The organism is Marilutibacter aestuarii, from assembly GCF_006546775.1.
GTDB lineage: Bacteria > Pseudomonadota > Gammaproteobacteria > Xanthomonadales > Xanthomonadaceae > Marilutibacter > Marilutibacter aestuarii.
In genome coordinates this window covers 1-18,138 of the sequence record NZ_VICE01000128.1, presented here as the reverse complement: position 1 = coordinate 18,138, position 18,138 = coordinate 1, and the positions used below count along the sequence as shown (strand labels likewise).

Here is an 18,138-nt window from a genome sequence, read left to right as displayed (position 1 = left end):
GTGCAACACGGGCCGCGCCCACGAAAAAGCCCCGCATCGCGGGGCTTCTTCGTGACACCTGGTTCGCCTGGACTCAGGCGACCTGGACCACCCGCAGGGGGTTCGCCCACTCGGCCAGCAGCTCGGCCTCGCGGGCCTTGGCCTTGTGCAGGTGCGCTTCCTTGACGTGGCCGTAGCCGCGGATGTGCTCGGGGATCGAGGCGATCTCCGCGGCCAGGCCGACATTGCCCGCGTCGAGCGTCGGCAACAGCGACTCGACCGTGGCGACGTACTCCTCGATCAAGCGGCGCTCCATCCGGCGCTCTTCGGTGTAGCCGAACACGTCGAAGGTGCCGCCACGCAGCTTGCGCAGCTTCGCCAGCCACTTGAACGCGGTGAACACCCAGGGACCGTACTCGGCCTTGACCAGCTCGCCCTTGTCGTTCTTCTTCGCCAGCAACGGCGGCGCGAGGTGGAACTTGAGCTTGAAGTCGCCGTCGAACTGCTGCTCCAGCCGGCGCAGGAACTCGCCGCTGGTGTACAGGCGCGCGACTTCGTACTCGTCCTTGTAGGCCATCAGCTTGAACGCGTAGCGCGCCACCGCCTCGGTGAGGTCGGTGCTGCCGGGCGCCTTGCCCTGCTCGGCATCGCGCACGCGGGTGACGAAGCTGGAATAGCGTGCGGCGTAGGCGGCGTCCTGGTACTCGGTCAGGAAGCTGATGCGGCGGGCGATCAGCTCGTCCAGCGAGCGCGACAGGCGCTCGTCGTCGAGCGGCAGGAAAGCCACGCTGTCGGCGTCCGAACGCGCGCCGCCGAGGGCGTTGGGCAGGTGGCGCAGGTCGTCCTCGTCGCGGGTCTCGCGCGGCGCGGAGGTCGCACCCCACTCGGTGTTCTCCCACGCGCCGGGCTCGAGCATCGGCAACACGCTGGCCTGCGCGTCGTTGGCCGGCGCGTTCGGGGTGATGCCGGCCGCGGCCAGCACCGCCGGCAGGTCGATCACGGCCAGGCGGCCCCAGGCGAAGGCGGTCTTGTTCATCTCGATCGCCGCGCCGTTGAGCTCGACCGCGCGCATGATCGCCTCGAACGACACCGGCACCAGGCCCTGCTGCCAGGCATAGCCCAGCAGGAACAGGTTGCTGCCGATCGCGTTGCCCAGCAGGGCGGTGGCGACCTGAGTGGCGTCGACCACGTGCGGCGTGCCGCTGCCCATGGCGGTGGAGATGGCCTGGATGATGTCGTTGGCGGGGAACTGCATGTCCGGGCGGGTCGTGAACGTGCCCGGCATCGCCTCGTAGCTGTTGAGCACGACCTGGCTGCGGCCCTCGCGGATCTTCGACAGCGCCCAGTAATCGTTGACCACGACCATGTCGCAGCCCAGCACCAGGTCGGCCTCGCCGGCGGCGATGCGCACGGCGTGGATGTCCGACGGCGACTTCGCGATGCGGATGTGCGTGGTCACCGCGCCGCCCTTCTGCGCCAGGCCGGTCTGGTCGAGCACGGTCGCGCCCTTGCCCTCCAGGTGGCCGGCCATGCCGAGCAGCGCGCCGATCGTCACCACGCCGGTGCCGCCGACGCCGGTGATCAGGATGTTCCAGGGCTGGTCCAGCGCCGGCAGGGTGGGCATCGGCAGGTCGTTCAAGCGGTCCTTCGCGCTCGCGGCGGCTTTCTTCTTCTTCAGTCCGCCGCCCTCGACGGTGACGAAGCTCGGGCAGAAGCCGTTGACGCAGCTGAAGTCCTTGTTGCAGTTGCTCTGGTCGATCTCGCGCTTGCGGCCGAACTCGGTCTCCTTCGGCAGCACCGACACGCAGAACGACTTCTTGCCGCAGTCGCCGCAGCCTTCGCAGACCAGCGAGTTGACCACCACGCGCTTGGCCGGGTCGACCATCTTGCCGCGCTTGCGGCGGCGGCGCTTCTCGGTCGCGCAGACCTGGTCGTAGATCAGCACGCTGACGCCCTTGACCTCGCGCAGGCGCTTCTGCACCGCGTCGAGCTCCTTGCGGTCGAAGAACTCCACGTCGGACGGGAACAGCTCGCGCTTGCGCCACTTGGACACGTCGTCGGACACCACCACGATCGCGTGCACGCCCTCGCTGCGGACCTGGTGCGCGATCTGCGGCACGCTGAGGGTGCCGTCGACCGGCTGGCCGCCGGTCATCGCGACCGCGTCGTTGTAGAGGATCTTGTAGGTGATGTTCACGCCGGCGGCGATCGACTGGCGGATCGCCAGCGAGCCGGAGTGGAAGTAGGTGCCGTCGCCGAGGTTCTGGAACACGTGCGGCGTGTCGGTGAACGCGGCCTGGCCGGCCCAGGTGACGCCTTCGCCGCCCATGTGGGTGAAGGTGTCGGTGCTGCGGTCCATCCAGGTCACCATGTAATGGCAACCGATGCCGCCCAGCGCGCGCGAACCGTCCGGAACCACCGTCGAGGTGTTGTGCGGGCAACCCGAGCAGTAGTGCGGCACGCGCGGGAACTGCGCGCGCGGCAGCGCCAGCGCCGATTCCTTCTCCTCCATCCAGCGCAGCACGTCGCGCATCTGCTCGGAGTCATGGAACTTCTGGATGCGCTTGGCGATCACGCCGGCGATGCGCGCCGGGGTCAGTTCGGAGGTCGAGGGCAGGATCCACTCGCCGCCTTCGTTGTACTTGCCGACGATCGAGGGGCGCTCGCCGTCGAAGTTGTAGAACAGCTCCTTCATCTGGCTCTCGATGAAGGAATGCTTCTCCTCCACCACCACGATGTCCTGCAGCCCGCGCGCGAACGCACGGATGCCGAACGGCTCCAGCGGCCAGGTCATGCCGACCTTGTAGACGCGGATGCCGAGGTCGGCGCAGGCGCGCTCGTCCAGGCCCAGGTACTCCAGCGCCTGCAGCACGTCCAGGTAGCTCTTGCCGGTGGTGACGATGCCCAGTCGCGCGTTCGGCGAGTCGATCACCATGCGGTCGATGCGGTTGGCGCGGGCGAAGGCCTGCGCGGCCTTGACCGCGTACTGGTGCAGGCGCATCTCCTGGTCCAGCGGCGGGTCGGGCCAGCGGATGTTGAGCCCGCCCGGCGGCAGCTCGAAGTCGTCCGGGGTGACGATCTGCAGCGCCAGCGGGTTCACGTCGACCGAGGCCGAGGACTCCACCGTCTCGGCGATCGTCTTGAAGCCGACCCAGCGCCCGGTGTAGCGGCTCATCGCCCAGCCGATCAGGCCCATGTCGAGGATGTCCTGCACGCCGGCCGGGTTCAGCACCGGCATCATCGCGCTGACGAACTCGTGCTCGGAACCGTGCGGCAGGGTCGAGCTGCGGCAGGCATGGTCGTCGGCGGCCAGTGCCAGCACGCCGCCGTGCGGCGAGGTCCCGGCGGCGTTGGCGTGCTTGAACACGTCGCCGCAGCGGTCCACGCCCGGCCCCTTGCCGTACCACATGCCGTAGACGCCCTGGACCTTCGCGCCCTCGAACAGGTTGGTCTGCTGCGTGCCCCAGACCATCGTCGCGCCCAGGTCCTCGTTCAGGCCCGGGGTGAACTTCACGCCCGAGGCTTCCAGGTGCTTGCGCGCGCGCCACAGCTCCAGGTCGAAGCCGCCCAGCGGGCTGCCGCGATAGCCGGAGATGAAGCCAGCGGTGTCCAGCCCCGCCGCCTGGTCGCGCAGCCGCTGCATCAGCGGCAGGCGGACCAGCGCCTGCACGCCCGACAGGTAGATCCGGCCCGACTCGCGCGTGTACTTGTGCTCGAGCGTGTAGTCCGGGTCATTGACCCCATGGGTCAGCGAGGTGCCGGCCGAGGCGGGGGAGGAAAGTTCGGCGGTACTGGTCATGCGTGGCTCCGGGCGGGGGGTCGCCTGTGGCTGGGATCGCCCGGCGTCCGGCGCCGCGGCCTGCCGACGGAGTCGACGGGCACGGCGAAAGGCAGGGCAGAGTCCGCCCAGTATAACAATCCGACCTTGGTCGCCCGTGCTGCGCTGCGGCTTGACGAGGCGGGGCCCAGGCACCCGGGGGATGGGGAGCTGCTCCGGAGCTATAGTAGATTCGGTGGGATAGCGCCCCAGGGCTGGGGTGCTATGCGATCAGGGATTCGTTTTTGTCAGGTATTTGAGAGTTAGCCGTTGCTGTGGAATTCGCTACTATCTGAACCACCAAGAGCAGGGGGAAATGATGAGCAATCTCGCAGAGGCCACAACCAAAGTCGTTGAAGTACTGACCAGCTTTACCACCGAGGAAAGGCTGAGGATCGTAAAGGCATCACTTACATTGCTTGGAGATGATTTCTCTCCCCAAAGTAACGCGTCTAGGGATCAGGCTCGATTCGAAGCCAATGCTGATGGCGAAGATCATGGTTCGTCAGAAGTTCACCCCCAAGCGCAACAGTGGATGCGAAAGAACGGAATAACCCTTGAACAACTTGAGCATTGCTTTCACTTCGACCAGGGGAAGGTACTTCCAATTGCGCTGCCTGGGAACGCCAGTTCAAAACGAGAGCAAACCGCCAATGCTTACCTCGCCACTGGCTTAGCGCGCTATTTAGCCAGCGGCGATGCATCATTCACAGATTCAGATGCGCGCACTTTCTGCGAACAATCAGGCTGCTATGACAGCCCCAACCACACAAAGTCAGTCAAAGCATTGAAGAACAAGCTCACCGGCTCAAAAAGCGCTGGCTGGAAGCTCACCGCACCAGGACTAACTGCAGTCGCTGAGCTCGTCAAGCATCCGAAGGGCTGAGATGCTTGACACGTCGCAGGCATTCTCCAACCTCCCATCAGAGCTCCGACGAGAGTTGCTCGACTGCTATCAGTCAATAATTACAAACTTCGTAGAAGGCAGATGGGAGCCTACTGAACTCAACGGCGGCAAGTTCTGCGAGATCGTCTATTCAATAGCGCATGGCGCACTTGTAGGCACCTTCCCGGCCCGAGCCACGAAGCCAAGCAACATGGTAGACGCTTGTCGTGCTCTTGAGTCCTTACCTTCGACCCCACAGCTTGTAGGGAATCGATCGCTCCGAATCCAAATTCCACGACTACTGCCGTACTTGTATGAAATTAGGAACAATCGCGGCGTCGGACATGTTGGCGGTGACGTAAATCCAAACGCCGCTGACTCCAGCGCTGTTATGTCCGCCGCCTCGTGGGTCATGGCAGAACTTGTCCGGATATTCCATGGCACAACGCTTATTCAAGCTCAAGAAGTTGTAGACGCGCTCGTCTCGCGTCGCCACCCATTAGTCTGGAGTGTTGATCAAACGAAACGAGTGTTAGACCCGACTCTGAAGAAGTCAGATCAAGTTCTACTCCTGCTTTATTCTGAGTCAGGCTGGACTGATGTGGAGAGGCTTCGCGGCTGGGTCGAGTATGCGAATAAGACCAACTTTAGGACAAAGTTGCTAGCACCACTTCACAAGGCAAGACTGGTTGAGTACGAGCAACCCAATGGTCTAGTGAGAATTACCTCAAAGGGTGTCGCCGACGTAGAAGCTCGACTGGCACCCCGCGTTTGAGAGCGCGGACGAAAAGGGGACGGAGGCAATTAAGCAGGTAAGCCGAGTCGGGAATACTGTTGGATCCAGGTCTTAATTGCCTCCGTCCCCTTCTGCGCCTTTTGCGGGGCGAGTTCCCGGAGACCAAGCGCACGTCGGAAGGCGTGCCCCCGGATGCGGCCTTTCGGCCTTATCCGGGCTACGGCTTCGGGCGTTTGTCGGTCGGCGTAGCCCGGATAAGCGCAGCGCATCCGGGGCGCCGGTTTCGTCTGCGAGCGCGCGCATTTTTATGTCTTGAAGCCTGTGAAACAGTGCGCGCCCATTGTTGCGCCACCATTGTCGCCACGTTGATAATCCCGCGATGGGCCTGGTTTCGCGCCAGCCATCGGGGATGCGCAGGGGTGGCGACGCATGAGATGCGTGGGGCGGCTCTCGGACTGGGACGATGACAAGGGCTTCGGGTTCGTCGTCCCGCACGGCGGCGGCGACCGCGCCTTCGTCCACGTCAAGGCCTTCCAGCACGGTTCGCGTCGTCCGGTGGAGGGCGACCTGATTTCCTACGCGGTGGCCCACGACGCGCGGGGTCGCATCAAGGCCGCGGAAGTACGCTTTGCCGGTCAAAGGATCGAAACGCGAACGCCATCGCGGCCCTGGCCGCGCGCAGCGCTGGGTGGCGCCGTACTGCTGGTGATCGGCGTGTGCGGTTGGGCGGGTGTCCTGCCCGGCCCGCTCGCCATCGCCTACTTCGTGCTCAGCGGCGTGTCGTATGTCCTGTATGGCTGGGATAAGGCGGCGGCGGGACGGGGCGCGCAGCGCACGCCCGAAGGCAACCTGCACTTGTTCGACCTGCTCGGCGGCTGGCCCGGTGCCCTGGTCGCGCAACAGTCCTTTCGACACAAGACCGTCAAGGCCTCGTTCCAGAGGGGCTTCTGGTTTACCGTCGTGATCAACCTCCTGGCCGTGGGCTGGTGGCTTAAAAGCGGGTTCGCGGCGTCGTTGCTTCAATGAAGCGCGGCGTCGATGGACCCGGGTGGGTCCAGCAGCAGGCGCTGTCGGGTGGATCCGCTGGATGGCCTCCCTTCCAGCGGTGATCCCCGTCTTCGACGAGGGCTGCAGGCTTTGACGTTCAACGGCCTCCACCCCTGATGGCGAACGCCATCGGGCATGGTGACTCCCGACACATGGCGATCGGAAGAAAGACGGACGATGCTGTCGGCACCCACACAAGGAGGTTGGAATGATGCGTGCCAGGAATCTATGGGCCAGTTCTACGATGGCATGTGCGGCGCTGTTTGGAACCGCGCATGCGCAGACGCCCGGGCAGGCGCCCGACGTCTGTGCGCTGGCCAGCGCGCCGGCTGGGAGCTGGAGGGTGCGCGTGCCCTTCGAAGTGATTGACGGACGCATCTATGTGCAGGCGACCGTCAATGAGCGCGGCCCTTTCAGGTTTGCCGTCGATACGGGCGCGAGTGGAATGGGACGCGCCGACTCAAGCCTGGTCGCCGCACTCGGCCTGGCGGTTCACGACGAGGCGGACAACTCGGACGGCGTCACGACGTCAAAGGCCGATGTGACTCGATTCGACTCGCTGGAGGTGGGCGGGCTGGTACGCAGGAACCTGGAGGTCATGACCCGGGACTACAGCGGAAACAAGCCGCCCGCCGAGAAATTCTCGGGAATCATTGGCAGGGATTTCTTCAATGACGGGCTGCTTGTCATCGACTATCCCAACACCACCCTGTCCTTCTCCCGGTCGCTCGCGTTGCATGAGGGGCAGGCCGGCGTCCTGCCGTACGAGCGCGCGTTCCGGATTCCCGTGTCCATTGGCAATATGCAGACCACCGGGAATCTGGACACCGGAGCGAACGTGGCTTTCGTACTTCCCGAGGCGATGTACACCCAGGTGAGCCGCACGCCGCTTGAGAAGGCCGGTGCGGGCACGCTGTCGAACACGCAGGTACAGACGGGACGGGCCACCCTGCACGGTCCATTCCGTCTGGGCGCTGCCACGGTTTCCGACGTCGAAGTACGTGTCTCCGACAGCTATCCAGAGCTGCTGGTCGGTGCGCATGCGCTTCAGAACATGACGCTCCTGATCGATCAGCGTTCGCAATCGGTCGCGCTCTGCCCGTAGGCGGGGTGGCGGCGGGGCGCGACCGAATGGTGGAATTCAAGGGGACGGAGGCATTTAAGCAGGCAAACCCGTGCGCGACGGCTGCTGGAGCCGTGCCTTGATTGCCTCGATCCTCTTTGTGACCGGGCTGAGTGCAGGGCCCTCGGTGGGCGCCGTGGTCCGGGGCCCGTGCCCCTTTCAGGAGTGTTGGAGCCATGATGGACTCACCGCTGCTGCATCGCGCGTTGCTGGCGCTGGCCGTGCTCGGTTGGGCGGTCGCCTTCACGGGCTTCGTCCACGCGCGCCTGTTTGCCAGTGACGTCGCGCCGCCGCGGGCGGTCATGTCCGCGCAGACCTTCTCCGAGCTCGCGGCCTTTTCTGCGGGGTTCCTGCTGGTGCTCGTCGCGTTCGCCGGCTCGATCCTGGCCCTGCTGGCGTCGTCGCAACACTCCGCGACGGTGGCGATCGCGGCGGCGGTCAGTGGCGTGTACGCCGTGCCGGTCGCGGCGCTGCTCCTCCATGCGGCGTTCTTCAAGTAGCATCGCGTCCGCGCGAAAGCCGATGGCGTGCTTCGCCTGCCATGCGCGAGGACACTGCGGTCGACGGAATGCCGGATGTGCGATGCCTGTATTCGAAGCGATCACTGATGTACGCACGCCAGGGCCACCGGCCGGTGGCCGGCCCGGTGATCGCATGAAGCCCGGGCCCGACCTGCTGCGGCGCCTGCTGCGCGCGAAGGACCGGATGGACGGCGCGCCGCACGAGGACTGGCCGGTGCCGCGGCTGGCGCGGGTCAGTGCGGTGTCGCCGTCGCACTTCGCCCGCGCGTTCAAGCAGGCCTTCGGCGTGCCGCCGCATCGCTACCTGCTGACGCGGCGCATCGAGCGCGCCGTGGCGCTGCTGCGCGATACCGACCTGCCCATCACCGACATCGCGTTCCAGACCGGCTGGAGGAGCCTGGGCACCTTCGGGCGCGTCTTCCACGACATCACCGGTGAAAGTCCGGGGCATCTCCGGGCGCGCGAGCAGTCCGAACCGCATTCGCGCGAACGCGTTCCGGAGTGCTTCGTGCGCGCGGCGGAGCGCCCGGACCTCAAGAGCGCAGTTTCGGAGAAGCGCCGGACGCGGGCCGCTGGGACAGTAGCGCCTCACACGAAGGAGGTTCCATGACACACGCGATCGATGTGGTCGGCCTGTACGTGCGCGACCAGGACGAGGCCCTGGCGTTCTACGTCGAGCGGCTGGGGTTCAAGGTCCACACGGATGTCCGCAATGGCGACTATCGCTGGCTCACCGTGCAGGCGCCGGGGCAGGCGGGCTTCCAGCTGGGCCTGTTCAAGCCCGGTCCCCCGGTCCACGATGCTGCCACCGCGCGCGCCCTGGACGAGGCAGTCGCCAAGGGCGCGATGCCGCCGCTGGTGCTGAGGGTCGACGACTGCCGCGCCAGCTATGAGCGTCTGCAAGCGGCCGGGGTGGAATTCACCCAGGCGCCGGTCGAGCGCTACGGCAGCGTGGATGCCGGCTTCCGCGACCCCTCCGGCAACGGCTGGAAGATGATCCAGGCGCGGGCCGCGACGCCAGCGGAGGGGGCGGCATGAGCGCCGCCGACGGGACGCGGACCTGTCATCGCTGGGTGTCCATCGTGTTCACCCTCACCGTGGTCGCCAACTTCGCCTGGCGCGCGGTCGTGTCGGGCGAGCCGCCGGCATGGCTCACGTACGCGCCACTGCCGCCGCTCTTCGTCCAGCTGCTGTCGGGCCTCTATCTGTTCGCCTTGCCTTACACACGCAGGTATGGGAAACGCCCCGCCTAGCCGATCACTGCCGCGGCGCGCGCGTGGGCGACGCGCCCTGTGGAAAGTCAGGGGGACTTCCTGGCGTTCAAGCGCGAGGGGGGCCGCGATACCTTGGCCCTCCCAGGATCCGGGACGCCCCCATGCGCAACCTTGCTCTCCTCCTCCTCGCCTGCGCCTTCGCGCCCGTCCGCGCCGAGCCGCCGGTACCGGCACCGACGGAAGGCCCGATCGAGCAGGTGCTCGCCCATCCGTTGTTCCAGGTGCCGTACATGTGCTCGGAGCATGCGGCGGGCGAGCTGCCCTATCCGGGCGACGACCTCGGACAGGACTGCATGGTCACCGGCCTGGACGAGGACGCGTCGCCCGGCTTCTTCAGGCTCTATCGAACCGATGGCTTGAGCAACGAGGACTGGTATGGCTGGAACCAGCCCGTGCACTCGCCCTGCGACTGCGAAGTCGTCCAGCTGCACGTGAACCCGCAGACGAACCTGCCGGGACAGCCCCACCAGAGCCGTGCATCCGGCGTCGTTCTGAAGGCGGCCGACGGCACCATGTTCGCCCTCGCGCATCTTCAGGGCTTCCTCGTCGAGGAAGGCGCGCGCGTGAAAGCGGGGGAGCGGATCGGCTTCGTCGGCAACAATGGCTACGCCCGCGCACCCCACGTGCATATTGGCGCCTGGCGCGGCAAGCAGGCCTTGCAGCTGCGCTGGGACCAGCGCGCGATGACCGCCCACTAGGACGCGGAGGGGAGGCACGGCTTACCGGGTTTGGTCGCATGTGCGATTGACGGCGCGCTTGCATCGCCGACATTCACTTCCGGGGGGCCTAACGCCGCCTGTGCGTGGTTTCCTCGAGCCCGACGGACCGGGCACGTTAAGCTCGGAGCCGGCCCGGCACCCTCCGACCGCCCGGGACCCGTGGAGACCCGATGCACGCCGATGACATCAAGGCCTTGTTCGACCAGCAGGCCGCGCATTACGACACCCAGTGGGCGAAGACCTCGCCGATCCGCGATTGCCTGCACCTGCTGGTCGATGCGTTGTTCGCCGAACTGCCGGAGGATGCGCGGATCCTGTCCGTGGGCGCGGGCACCGGCGCCGAGCTGGCGTTCCTGGCGGCCCGGCACCCGCAGTGGCGCTTCACCGTGGTCGAACCCTCGGGCGGCATGGTCGCGGTGTGCCGCGAGCGCGCGGCGGCCGAAGGCTTCCTCGCGCGCTGCAGCTTCCACGAGGGCTATCTCGATACGCTGGAGGCCGGCGAGGCGCACCATGCGGCGACCTGCTTCCTGGTCTCGCAGTTCCTGCTCGAGCGCGACGCGCGAGTGGCCTTCTTCGCCGGCATCGCCGCGCGCCTGTTGCCCGGAGGCATCCTTGCCAGCACCGACCTTGCCGCGGACATCGCTTCCGACGATTACGAGGTGATGCTGCGCGCGTGGCTGGCGATGATGGCCAGCGCCGAGGTCACGCCCGATGCCGTGGCGCGCATGCGGCACGCCTATGCCAACGACGTCGGCGTGCTGCCGACCGGTGACATCGCCGGCATAATCGAGGCGGCGGGCTTCGCGCCTCCGCTGCAGTTTTTCCAGGCCGGGCTGATCCATGGTTGGCGCTCGCAGCGCGCCTCCTGAGGAGCACCACCGGGCGCGAAGCCTCAGGCGTCGCGTTCGAACGAGAACAGCCGTTTCAGCGGGTGCGCGCGTCGCTCGATGGTGGCGCGCAGCAGGCCGGCGCCGATCGCCGAGTAGGTGATGCCGTTGCCGCCGTAGGCCATCGCGAACAGCACGCGGGGGCCCCACTGCGCGTGGGCGCCGAACCAGGGCAGGCCGTCGCGGGTCTCGGCGAAGGTGCCCGCCCAGGCGAAGGCCGGGCGCATCGGCAGGTGCGGGAACAATGCCTCGACCTTGCGACCGAGTTTGCGCGCCTTGGACATCACCCGCGCATCGCGGCGTGCCGGGATGTCGACGGTGTCGTCTTCGCCGCCGACCAGCAGGCGGTGGTCGGGCGTGGTGCGCAGGTACAGATAGGGGCGTGCCGTCTCCCAGACCAGGCTGTGGGCCAAGGGACGCAGGAGGTCGGGCGGCAGGGGGTCGGTGACGAAGGCGTAGCTGCTGCGATTCTGCGCCACGCGCTGCTTCAGCCAGCGCTCGTTCTCGTAGCCGCAGGCGAGCACGACGTGCCCGGCGCGCACGCGGAAGCCCGACGCAGTGCGCAGGGTGGCACGGCGCGAGGTGGCCTGCAGGTCGACGATCTCCTCGTGGTCATGCACCGCGGTGCCACGCCGTGCCAGCCCCGACAGCAACTGCTGGGCCATCCGGTAAGGATCGACCTGGGCGGCCTGGTGGCTGAGGATCGCGGCGTGCGACTGGAACCCGTACGCGGCCTCCACCGCGGCGGTGTCGAGCCATTCCACGTCGATGCCATGCCGCAGTCGTGCGTCGAATTCCTCGCGCAGGCCGCGCACGTGCCGCTTGCGGCTGGCGTAGTACAGGCTGGTGGAGCGCCGGAACGCGACGTCCGGTACCCGTCCCGCGATGTCGGCCAGGGTCTCGATCGCCGCCACGCATGCCAGGTAGGCCTTCGCGGCATTGGCTTCGCCGTACTTCTTGGCGAGATCGACGAGGTGGGTGTCGATCTCGTACTGCAGCAGCGCGGTGCTGGCCGAGGTGCTGCCCCAGCCGACGTCGCCCTTCTCCAGCACGACGACCTCGTGCCCGTGCGCGGCCAGTTCGTCGGCGATCAGGGCGCCGGTGATACCGCCGCCGACGACCGCGACGTCGACGTCGAGGTCGCGGTCGATGGGGGGGCGTGGGGCCGCGAGGCCGTTCCTGATCGCCCAGAAGGGGTAGCCGCTCTTGAGATCCATCAGGCAGTGAAGCCTTTTCGCGGCGAGGGTGTCGTGAAGGGTTCACTGGCGCAGGCCCTTGTCCACGGTTACAAGGGACTGCCCGCGCCTCCACGGTCCCGCATGCCGATGAACGCCCCTCGCCTGCTGTCGATCGCCTGCCTGCTCGCGCTTGCCGTGGGTTCGATGGCTGCCGTGCTGTCGGGGGCTGCCTATCTCGAGCGCCTGTTGCCCGGCGGCCTGCCACTGGGCAACGCCCTGGTCGCGCTCGGCCTGGTGGCCGCCGCTGCCGCGGCATGGCGGCTGGCGCCGCGCCGGACGTGGGCGGCCGGTGTCTCGGGCATCGTGCTGCTGCTTGCCGCGGCATGGCTGCCCGTCTCCACCGCCCTGGCCGGCAACCTGGCCCTCAACTTCAGCGACGATCGTGGCTCGACCTGGCTTGTCTTCAGCCTGGGCCTGCTGCTCGCGATCCTCGTGTCATTGGCCTGGGCGACGTTCGCCGCATGGCGCTGCGCGATCCGCGCCCGTCGTCGGTGATGTTGGGCGGCGAAGATGGGTTTCGCCTTTGGCTCTACCCATCCTACGAAGGGCGGGATTTCGTCTGGCCGTAGGATGGGCAGCGCGAAGCAAAGCCCATCGGCTGTCGGGGTGGGTGCGTCGTCGGGGCTGCCGGGGCGAGCGGGTACGTTTTCCGGGCTGTGGGACGGCGATGATGGGTTTCGGTACGTGGAGCGGGCGTCGGTGATGGGTATCGCCTTCACCTGTTTGCGCCTTGCGAATCCCTGTCTCGTTCAGCGGACCCTCAAGCCGTCATCCCAGCGCACGCTGGGATCCAGCTCTTGGCTTCCTGCTCGCAACGCAGCTTGACCGGGTGTCGATTCGCTTCACTGTTGCGTGCCGTCTCGACCGGTGGGGGGCAGCCGGATGAAAGGCTGGATCCCAGCGTGCGCTGGGATGACGAATCGTGGGAGTGGCGTGGTCGCCGCGGATCACTCGCGCCCGACGGGCGGGCGTCGTGTCGCTGGATCGCAGGATGGGCAGCGCGAAGCAAAGCCCATCGGCTGCAGGGGCGGACGCGTGGCGGGGCGTGCCGGGCGGCGATGATGGGTTTCGCCTCTGGCTCTACCCATCCTACGAAGGGCGGGGGATGGGTATCAGGCGCGGCCGTCGATCCAGGTGCCGGTGACCTGCAGGTCGGGGTCGAGGGCGACGAGGTCGGCGCGGTAGCCCGGCGCGATGTGGCCCAGTTCGTGGCCCAGGCCGAGGAACTCGGCGGGGTATGTGGAGGCCATGCGACAGGCTTCGTCCAGCGGTAGGCCCAGCCGGTGCACGGTGTTGCGTACGGCGGTGGCCATGTCGAGGGCGGAGCCGGCGAGGGTGCCGTCGGCGGTGCTGCACAGGCCGTCGCGGCAGGTCATGGTGACGCCGTAGAGCTCGAAGTCCTCGCGCTCGCCACCGACCGGCGGCATGGCGTCGGTGACCAGCATCATCCTGCCGCGGGGTTTGGCGGCCATGGCGACGCGCAGGCTGGCATCGCTGACATGGTGCCCGTCGACGATCAGGCCACACCACACGTCGGGATCCTCCAGCGAAGCGCCGACGCCGCCGGGGGCGCGGCTCTCCATCGGGGTCATCGCATTGAACAGGTGGGTCACGCCGGTGATGCCGGCGGCGAATCCGGCGCGCATGGTTTCGTAGTCGGCGGCGGTATGGCCGGCGGCGAGGATCAGGCCGCGGCCGACCAGCGACTGCAGGGTCGCGGCGTCGAAGCGCTCGGGCGCCACGGTGAGCAGGGTCTTGCCGACACCCAGCGAGGCGACCATCGCCAACTCATCGTCGGCGGGCGTGTGGAACTTGGCGGGGTCGTGCACGCCCTTCCGCGCTTCGGCCAGGTAGGGCCCTTCCAGGTGGATGCCGAGCACGCCGGGGACGCCGGCCTCGATCGCGTCGCGGACGGCGGCGATCGCGTTGGCCATCACCCCGACGTCATCGCTGATCAGGGTCGGCAGCAGGCCGGTGGTGCCAAACCTGCGGTGTGCTTCGGCGATCCGGCGCACACCCTCGACGGTGGTGCTGTCGTTGAGCAGCACGTCGCCGCCGCCATTGACCTGGGTGTCGATGAACCCCGGCGCCAAATAGCCCCCGCCCAGATCCACCGCCTCCACCCCCGTCGGCGGACCGCCCGGCACCACCGCCGCGACGTGGCCGTCCTCGACGATCACGCACAGGCCGGGAGCGAAGCCGTGCTCGGTGAGGGTCTGTCCATTATGGAAGGCTAGGGTGGGCATGGGGGGCGTGGTTTGTGATTGGTGATTGGAAATGGCGGCGTTCGGTGAACCGTTGATCCGCTTTCACGAATCACTAATGACGAATGACGAATCACCCCCCATCACACCGTCTCCGTCACCTTGTTGAGGTGCGGGGGCAGGTCGGGGTTGTGGCCGCGGGCGACGGCGAGGGCGTTGACTGCCTTGTAGAACGACTGGACGGTCAGCAGGGGGGTGACGGCCGGGTGGGTGGACGCGGCGAGCGGCAGGCGGCCGCCGCCAGGCGACTGGCCGGGCATCGCCAACCACACCGGCGCGCCGCGCTGGCGGAATTCGGCGGCGACCGCGGCGGTGCTGGCACCGGTATCGTCGTCCTGGCCGAAGGCCAGCACCGGGAAGCCGGGGCCGACAATCGCCATCGGCCCGTGCTTGACCTCGGCCGAAGAGAAGGCCTCGGCGTGCAGGCCGCTGGTTTCCTTGAACTTGAGCGCGGCTTCCTGCGCCGCGCCCAGGCCCAGGCCGCGGCCGAGCACGAACAGGTTGCGCGCGTCGCGCAGGCCGTCCACCACCGGTGTCCAGTCCTGCGCCCAGGCCTCGCGCAGCGCGGCGGGGAGTCCGTCGGCGGCCTCCAACAGTGCGGTGTCGCCACTCCAGCGGGCGGTCAGTTGCAGCAGGGCGGCCAGCGAGCAGAGGTAGCTCTTGGTGGCCGCGACACTGCGCTCGGGCCCGGCATGCAAGGGCAGCACCGTGTCGGCCAAGAGCGCCAGGGGCGAATCGGCGACGTTGACCAGGGCGACCACGGTGGCGCCGGCGGCCTTGGCGATCTCGGCGTTGCGCAGCAGGTCGGGGCTCTTGCCCGACTGCGAGATGGCGACGAACAGCGCGCCCTCCATCTTCGGCTGGATCGCGTAGACCGAACCGACCGAGGGCGACGCCGACGCGGTGACCAGGCCCAGCGTGGTCTCGAACAGGTACTTGCCGTAGGTGGCGGCGTGGTCTGAGCTGCCGCGCGCGCAGGTCACGATGAAGCGCGGCGGGTCGGCGCGCAGGCGTTCGACCAGCGCGTCGATGACGGCGGCATTCGCCTGGAACTGCCGCGCGACCGCGTCGGCGGTCTCGGCGGCCTCGGCGAACATCAGGGTGTCTTCGGCGCGGAGCGCGCGTGCGGCCATGGCGGTGGTATCCAGGGGAGCGTTCAAGGCAGGGTCTCGGCAATCGGGCGGGAAAGGCTCATTCGCTGTGCAGTTCGGCGACGAAGTCGTAGGCATCGCCGCGATAGAAGGAGCGGGTGAACTCGACCACGCGGCCGTCGTCGAGGAACGTGCGGCGCTCGATGAAGAGCCCCGGGCTGCCTTCGGGCAGGCGCATCAGCCGCGCCTGTTCGGCGTCGAAGGCGATCGCGCGCAGCCGCTGCAGGGCACGCGCGGGACGGATGCCGAGCTTCTCGAAGGCGGCGTAAAGGGAGTTCTCCACCTGCGCGGGGTCGGGCAGGATGTCGGCCGGGACCACCGTGCGTTCCAGCGCCAGCGCGGTGTCGTTGGCGGTGCGCAGGCGGTAGTAGCGCACGACCTGGGCGCCGGGCGACAGGTTCAGGGCCATCGCCTCCTCGGGCGTGACTTCGCCGATGCCGCGCTCCAGGAACTCCGAACGCGGGTCCAGCCCGCGCGCGCGCAGGTCGTCGGTGAAGCTGGTCAGGGCCGAGAACGACTTCACGATGCGCTCGGCGACGAAGGTGCCGGCGCCCTGGCGCTGCATCAGCAGCCCGTCCTCGACCAGGCCCGAGATGGCCTTGCGCACGGTGACCCGCGAGAGATCGAGCAGGCGGCCCAGTTCGCGCTCGCCCGGCAGGGCCTGGCCGGCGGTCAGCTCGCCGTTCTCGATGGCGTGCTGGAGCGTGCGGCGCAGGTGCTGGTAGGCCGGCGCGCGGCGCGTGGCCGATTGGCGGTGGTATTCACTGGCCAGATAGTCGTGCATGCCGGGAAGATACCAGTCAGAGACCACTTGCGGCAATACCGGACCCATTCAGGCCATGACAGCCTTGTTACAGGGGGCGTTTGCGTAATTGGTATCTAAGAGGTATCTTCAATGCCGAGGCCCATCCCGGCCCGATCGCTCCCTTACCGGACACCGCCCTCCATGACATTGCACGCTCCGCCGTCCAATCCCGCGCCACTGGACCCCTTCGACCTGGTGATCTTCGGGGGCACCGGCGATCTCGCGCTGCGCAAGCTCCTGCCCGCCCTGCTGCACCGCCATGTCGACGGCCAGATCGCCGAGGGCACGCGCCTGTACGGCGTCGCCCGCGATGCCCGCAGCGACGATGAGTACCGCGACCGCGTGCGCGAAGCCTTGCAGAAGGACGCCAACGCCGACCCGCGCGTGGCCGCCTCGCTCGAGCCCTTCCTGGCCAAGCTCCACTACCGCCAGCTCGACCTCGGCAGCGACGCCGGGTGGCCGGAATTCGCCGCCGAAGTCGGCAACGACCCGGGCCGCGTGCGCGTGTTCTACCTGGCCGTCGGGCCGGACCTGTTCGCCCTGGTCGGCGATCGACTGCAGTGCCACGGGCTGTCGGGGGCGGGCACGCGCGTGGTGGTCGAAAAGCCGATCGGGCGCGACGGCGCCAGCGCCGATGCCATCAACAATGCCCTTGGCCGCGTGTTCGAGGAACACCAGGTGTTCCGCATCGACCACTACCTGGGCAAGGAAACGGTGCAGAACCTCACCGCGCTGCGCTTCGGCAATGCCCTGTTCGAACCGCTGTGGAAGGCCGAGCACATCGACCACGTGCAGATCACCGTCGCCGAGACGGTGGGCGTGGAAGGCCGCGCGGCCTATTACGACAAGTCGGGCGCCCTGCGCGACATGGTCCAGAACCACCTGCTGCAGCTGCTGTGCCTGGTGGCGATGGAGCCGCCGGCGTCGCTGGCGGCCGACGCGATCCGCGACGAGAAACTCAAGGTGCTGCGCGCGCTGCGGCCGATCACCAACGGCAACGCCGTCAACATGACCGTGCGTGGCCAGTACCGCGCGGGCGCTGTCGAAGGCCGCGCGGTGCCCGGCTACCCGGACGAACTGGGCGAACCCTCGCGCACCGAGACCTTCGTCGCGATCAAGGCCGAAGTGCAGAACTGGCGCTGGGCCGGCGTGCCCTTCTACCTGCGTACCGGCAAGCGCCTGCCCGAGCGCATGTCCGAGATCGTGGTGACGTTCCGCCACGTGCCGCACTCGATCTTCGGCGAGCTCACCGACGGCGAGCACGGCCGCACGCTGGCGCCCAACAAGCTGGTGATCCGCCTGCAGCCCGACGAGGGCGTGAAGCTGTGGCTGATGAACAAGGTGCCCGGCCCGGGTGGCCTGCGCATGCGCGAGGTGGCGATGGACCTGAGCTACGCCGAAACGTTCGGTGGCCGCCAGCCCGACGCCTACGAGCGCCTGATCATGGACGTGGTCCGCGGCAACCCGATGCTGTTCATGCGCCGCGACGAAGTTCACGCCGCCTGGCAGTGGATCGATCCGATCCGCAATGCCTGGGAAGCCAATGGCGACGCGCCCAAGCCCTACACCGCCGGCGGTTGGGGCCCGACGGCCGCCGTCGCCCTGATCGAACGGGACGGGAGGACCTGGCATGAGGATGCCGACTAACGCCATGCGCGCCGAACTGAAGGTGGTCGAACCGATGCCGCTGC

16 protein-coding genes are annotated in these 18,138 nt (G+C 67.7%); 11 read left to right on the top strand and 5 right to left on the bottom strand.

Annotated features, from left to right (window positions below; translation table 11 throughout):
• Positions 1-73: 73 nt before the first annotated feature.
• Positions 74-3,778, bottom strand: a complete 3,705-nt coding sequence (locus FKV25_RS13245) for an indolepyruvate ferredoxin oxidoreductase family protein (RefSeq protein WP_141519270.1) — start codon at positions 3,776-3,778, stop codon at positions 74-76.
• Between the two features lie 337 nt (positions 3,779-4,115).
• Here FKV25_RS13245 and FKV25_RS13240 point away from each other — a divergent pair, with 337 nt between their 5' ends.
• From FKV25_RS13240 to FKV25_RS13200, 9 genes are all read left to right on the top strand, one after another.
• Entirely contained in the window at positions 4,116-4,682 is a 567-nt protein-coding gene (locus FKV25_RS13240; protein ID WP_141519269.1) for a hypothetical protein, read from the top strand.
• Between the two features lie 1,165 nt (positions 4,683-5,847).
• On the top strand, positions 5,848-6,444 hold the full coding sequence (locus FKV25_RS16520) for a DUF1294 domain-containing protein (protein ID WP_141519268.1): 597 nt from the start codon (positions 5,848-5,850) through the stop codon (positions 6,442-6,444).
• A 229-nt stretch (positions 6,445-6,673) separates the two neighbouring features.
• Entirely contained in the window at positions 6,674-7,570 is an 897-nt protein-coding gene (locus FKV25_RS13230; RefSeq protein ID WP_211345440.1) for a retropepsin-like aspartic protease, read from the top strand.
• A gap of 197 nt (positions 7,571-7,767) precedes the next feature.
• The gene (locus tag FKV25_RS13225; protein ID WP_141519267.1) at positions 7,768-8,088 is read left to right on the top strand and encodes a hypothetical protein; all 321 of its coding nucleotides are present in this window, start codon (positions 7,768-7,770) and stop codon (positions 8,086-8,088) included.
• Between the two features lie 154 nt (positions 8,089-8,242).
• On the top strand, positions 8,243-8,719 hold the full coding sequence (locus FKV25_RS13220) for a helix-turn-helix domain-containing protein (protein WP_141519266.1): 477 nt from the start codon (positions 8,243-8,245) through the stop codon (positions 8,717-8,719).
• Positions 8,716-9,147: a VOC family protein gene (locus FKV25_RS13215; protein ID WP_141519265.1), complete on the top strand. Its 432-nt coding sequence runs from the start codon at positions 8,716-8,718 to the stop codon at positions 9,145-9,147. Before FKV25_RS13220 ends, FKV25_RS13215 begins: the two co-directional genes overlap by 4 nt.
• Positions 9,144-9,362: a hypothetical protein gene (locus FKV25_RS13210; protein ID WP_141519264.1), complete on the top strand. Its 219-nt coding sequence runs from the start codon at positions 9,144-9,146 to the stop codon at positions 9,360-9,362. The genes FKV25_RS13215 and FKV25_RS13210 overlap by 4 nt, the downstream gene beginning before the upstream one ends.
• 122 nt (positions 9,363-9,484) lie before the next feature.
• On the top strand, positions 9,485-10,081 hold the full coding sequence (locus FKV25_RS13205) for a M23 family metallopeptidase (RefSeq protein WP_170218638.1): 597 nt from the start codon (positions 9,485-9,487) through the stop codon (positions 10,079-10,081).
• 191 nt (positions 10,082-10,272) lie between these two features.
• Positions 10,273-10,971 carry a class I SAM-dependent methyltransferase gene (locus tag FKV25_RS13200; RefSeq protein ID WP_141519262.1) on the top strand — a complete coding sequence of 233 codons (699 nt, stop codon included), beginning with the start codon at positions 10,273-10,275 and terminating at the stop codon, positions 10,969-10,971.
• Between the two features lie 23 nt (positions 10,972-10,994).
• On the opposite strand, the gene FKV25_RS13195 is transcribed toward FKV25_RS13200, so the two are convergent.
• On the bottom strand, positions 10,995-12,206 hold the full coding sequence (locus tag FKV25_RS13195) for an NAD(P)/FAD-dependent oxidoreductase (RefSeq protein ID WP_141519261.1): 1,212 nt from the start codon (positions 12,204-12,206) through the stop codon (positions 10,995-10,997).
• 108 nt (positions 12,207-12,314) lie between these two features.
• Here FKV25_RS13195 and FKV25_RS13190 point away from each other — a divergent pair, with 108 nt between their 5' ends.
• The gene (locus FKV25_RS13190) at positions 12,315-12,722 is read left to right on the top strand and encodes a hypothetical protein (RefSeq protein ID WP_141519260.1); all 408 of its coding nucleotides are present in this window, start codon (positions 12,315-12,317) and stop codon (positions 12,720-12,722) included.
• A gap of 617 nt (positions 12,723-13,339) precedes the next feature.
• Here FKV25_RS13190 and nagA read toward each other — a convergent pair.
• From nagA to FKV25_RS13175, 3 genes are all read right to left on the bottom strand, one after another.
• Complete coding sequence (gene nagA / locus FKV25_RS13185; protein WP_141519259.1) at positions 13,340-14,473, bottom strand: N-acetylglucosamine-6-phosphate deacetylase; 1,134 nt, start codon at positions 14,471-14,473, stop codon at positions 13,340-13,342.
• Positions 14,474-14,574: 101 nt separating this feature from the next.
• Complete coding sequence (locus FKV25_RS13180) at positions 14,575-15,624, bottom strand: SIS domain-containing protein (protein ID WP_246072091.1); 1,050 nt, start codon at positions 15,622-15,624, stop codon at positions 14,575-14,577.
• Positions 15,625-15,682: 58 nt separating this feature from the next.
• Positions 15,683-16,426, bottom strand: a complete 744-nt coding sequence (locus FKV25_RS13175) for a GntR family transcriptional regulator (protein WP_141519258.1) — start codon at positions 16,424-16,426, stop codon at positions 15,683-15,685.
• Positions 16,427-16,588: 162 nt separating this feature from the next.
• Between FKV25_RS13175 and zwf the strand changes: the two genes are divergently transcribed.
• Positions 16,589-18,094, top strand: coding sequence for a glucose-6-phosphate dehydrogenase (zwf, locus tag FKV25_RS13170; protein WP_141519257.1), 1,506 nt, complete (start codon positions 16,589-16,591; stop codon positions 18,092-18,094).
• The last annotated feature ends 44 nt before the right edge of the window (positions 18,095-18,138 follow it).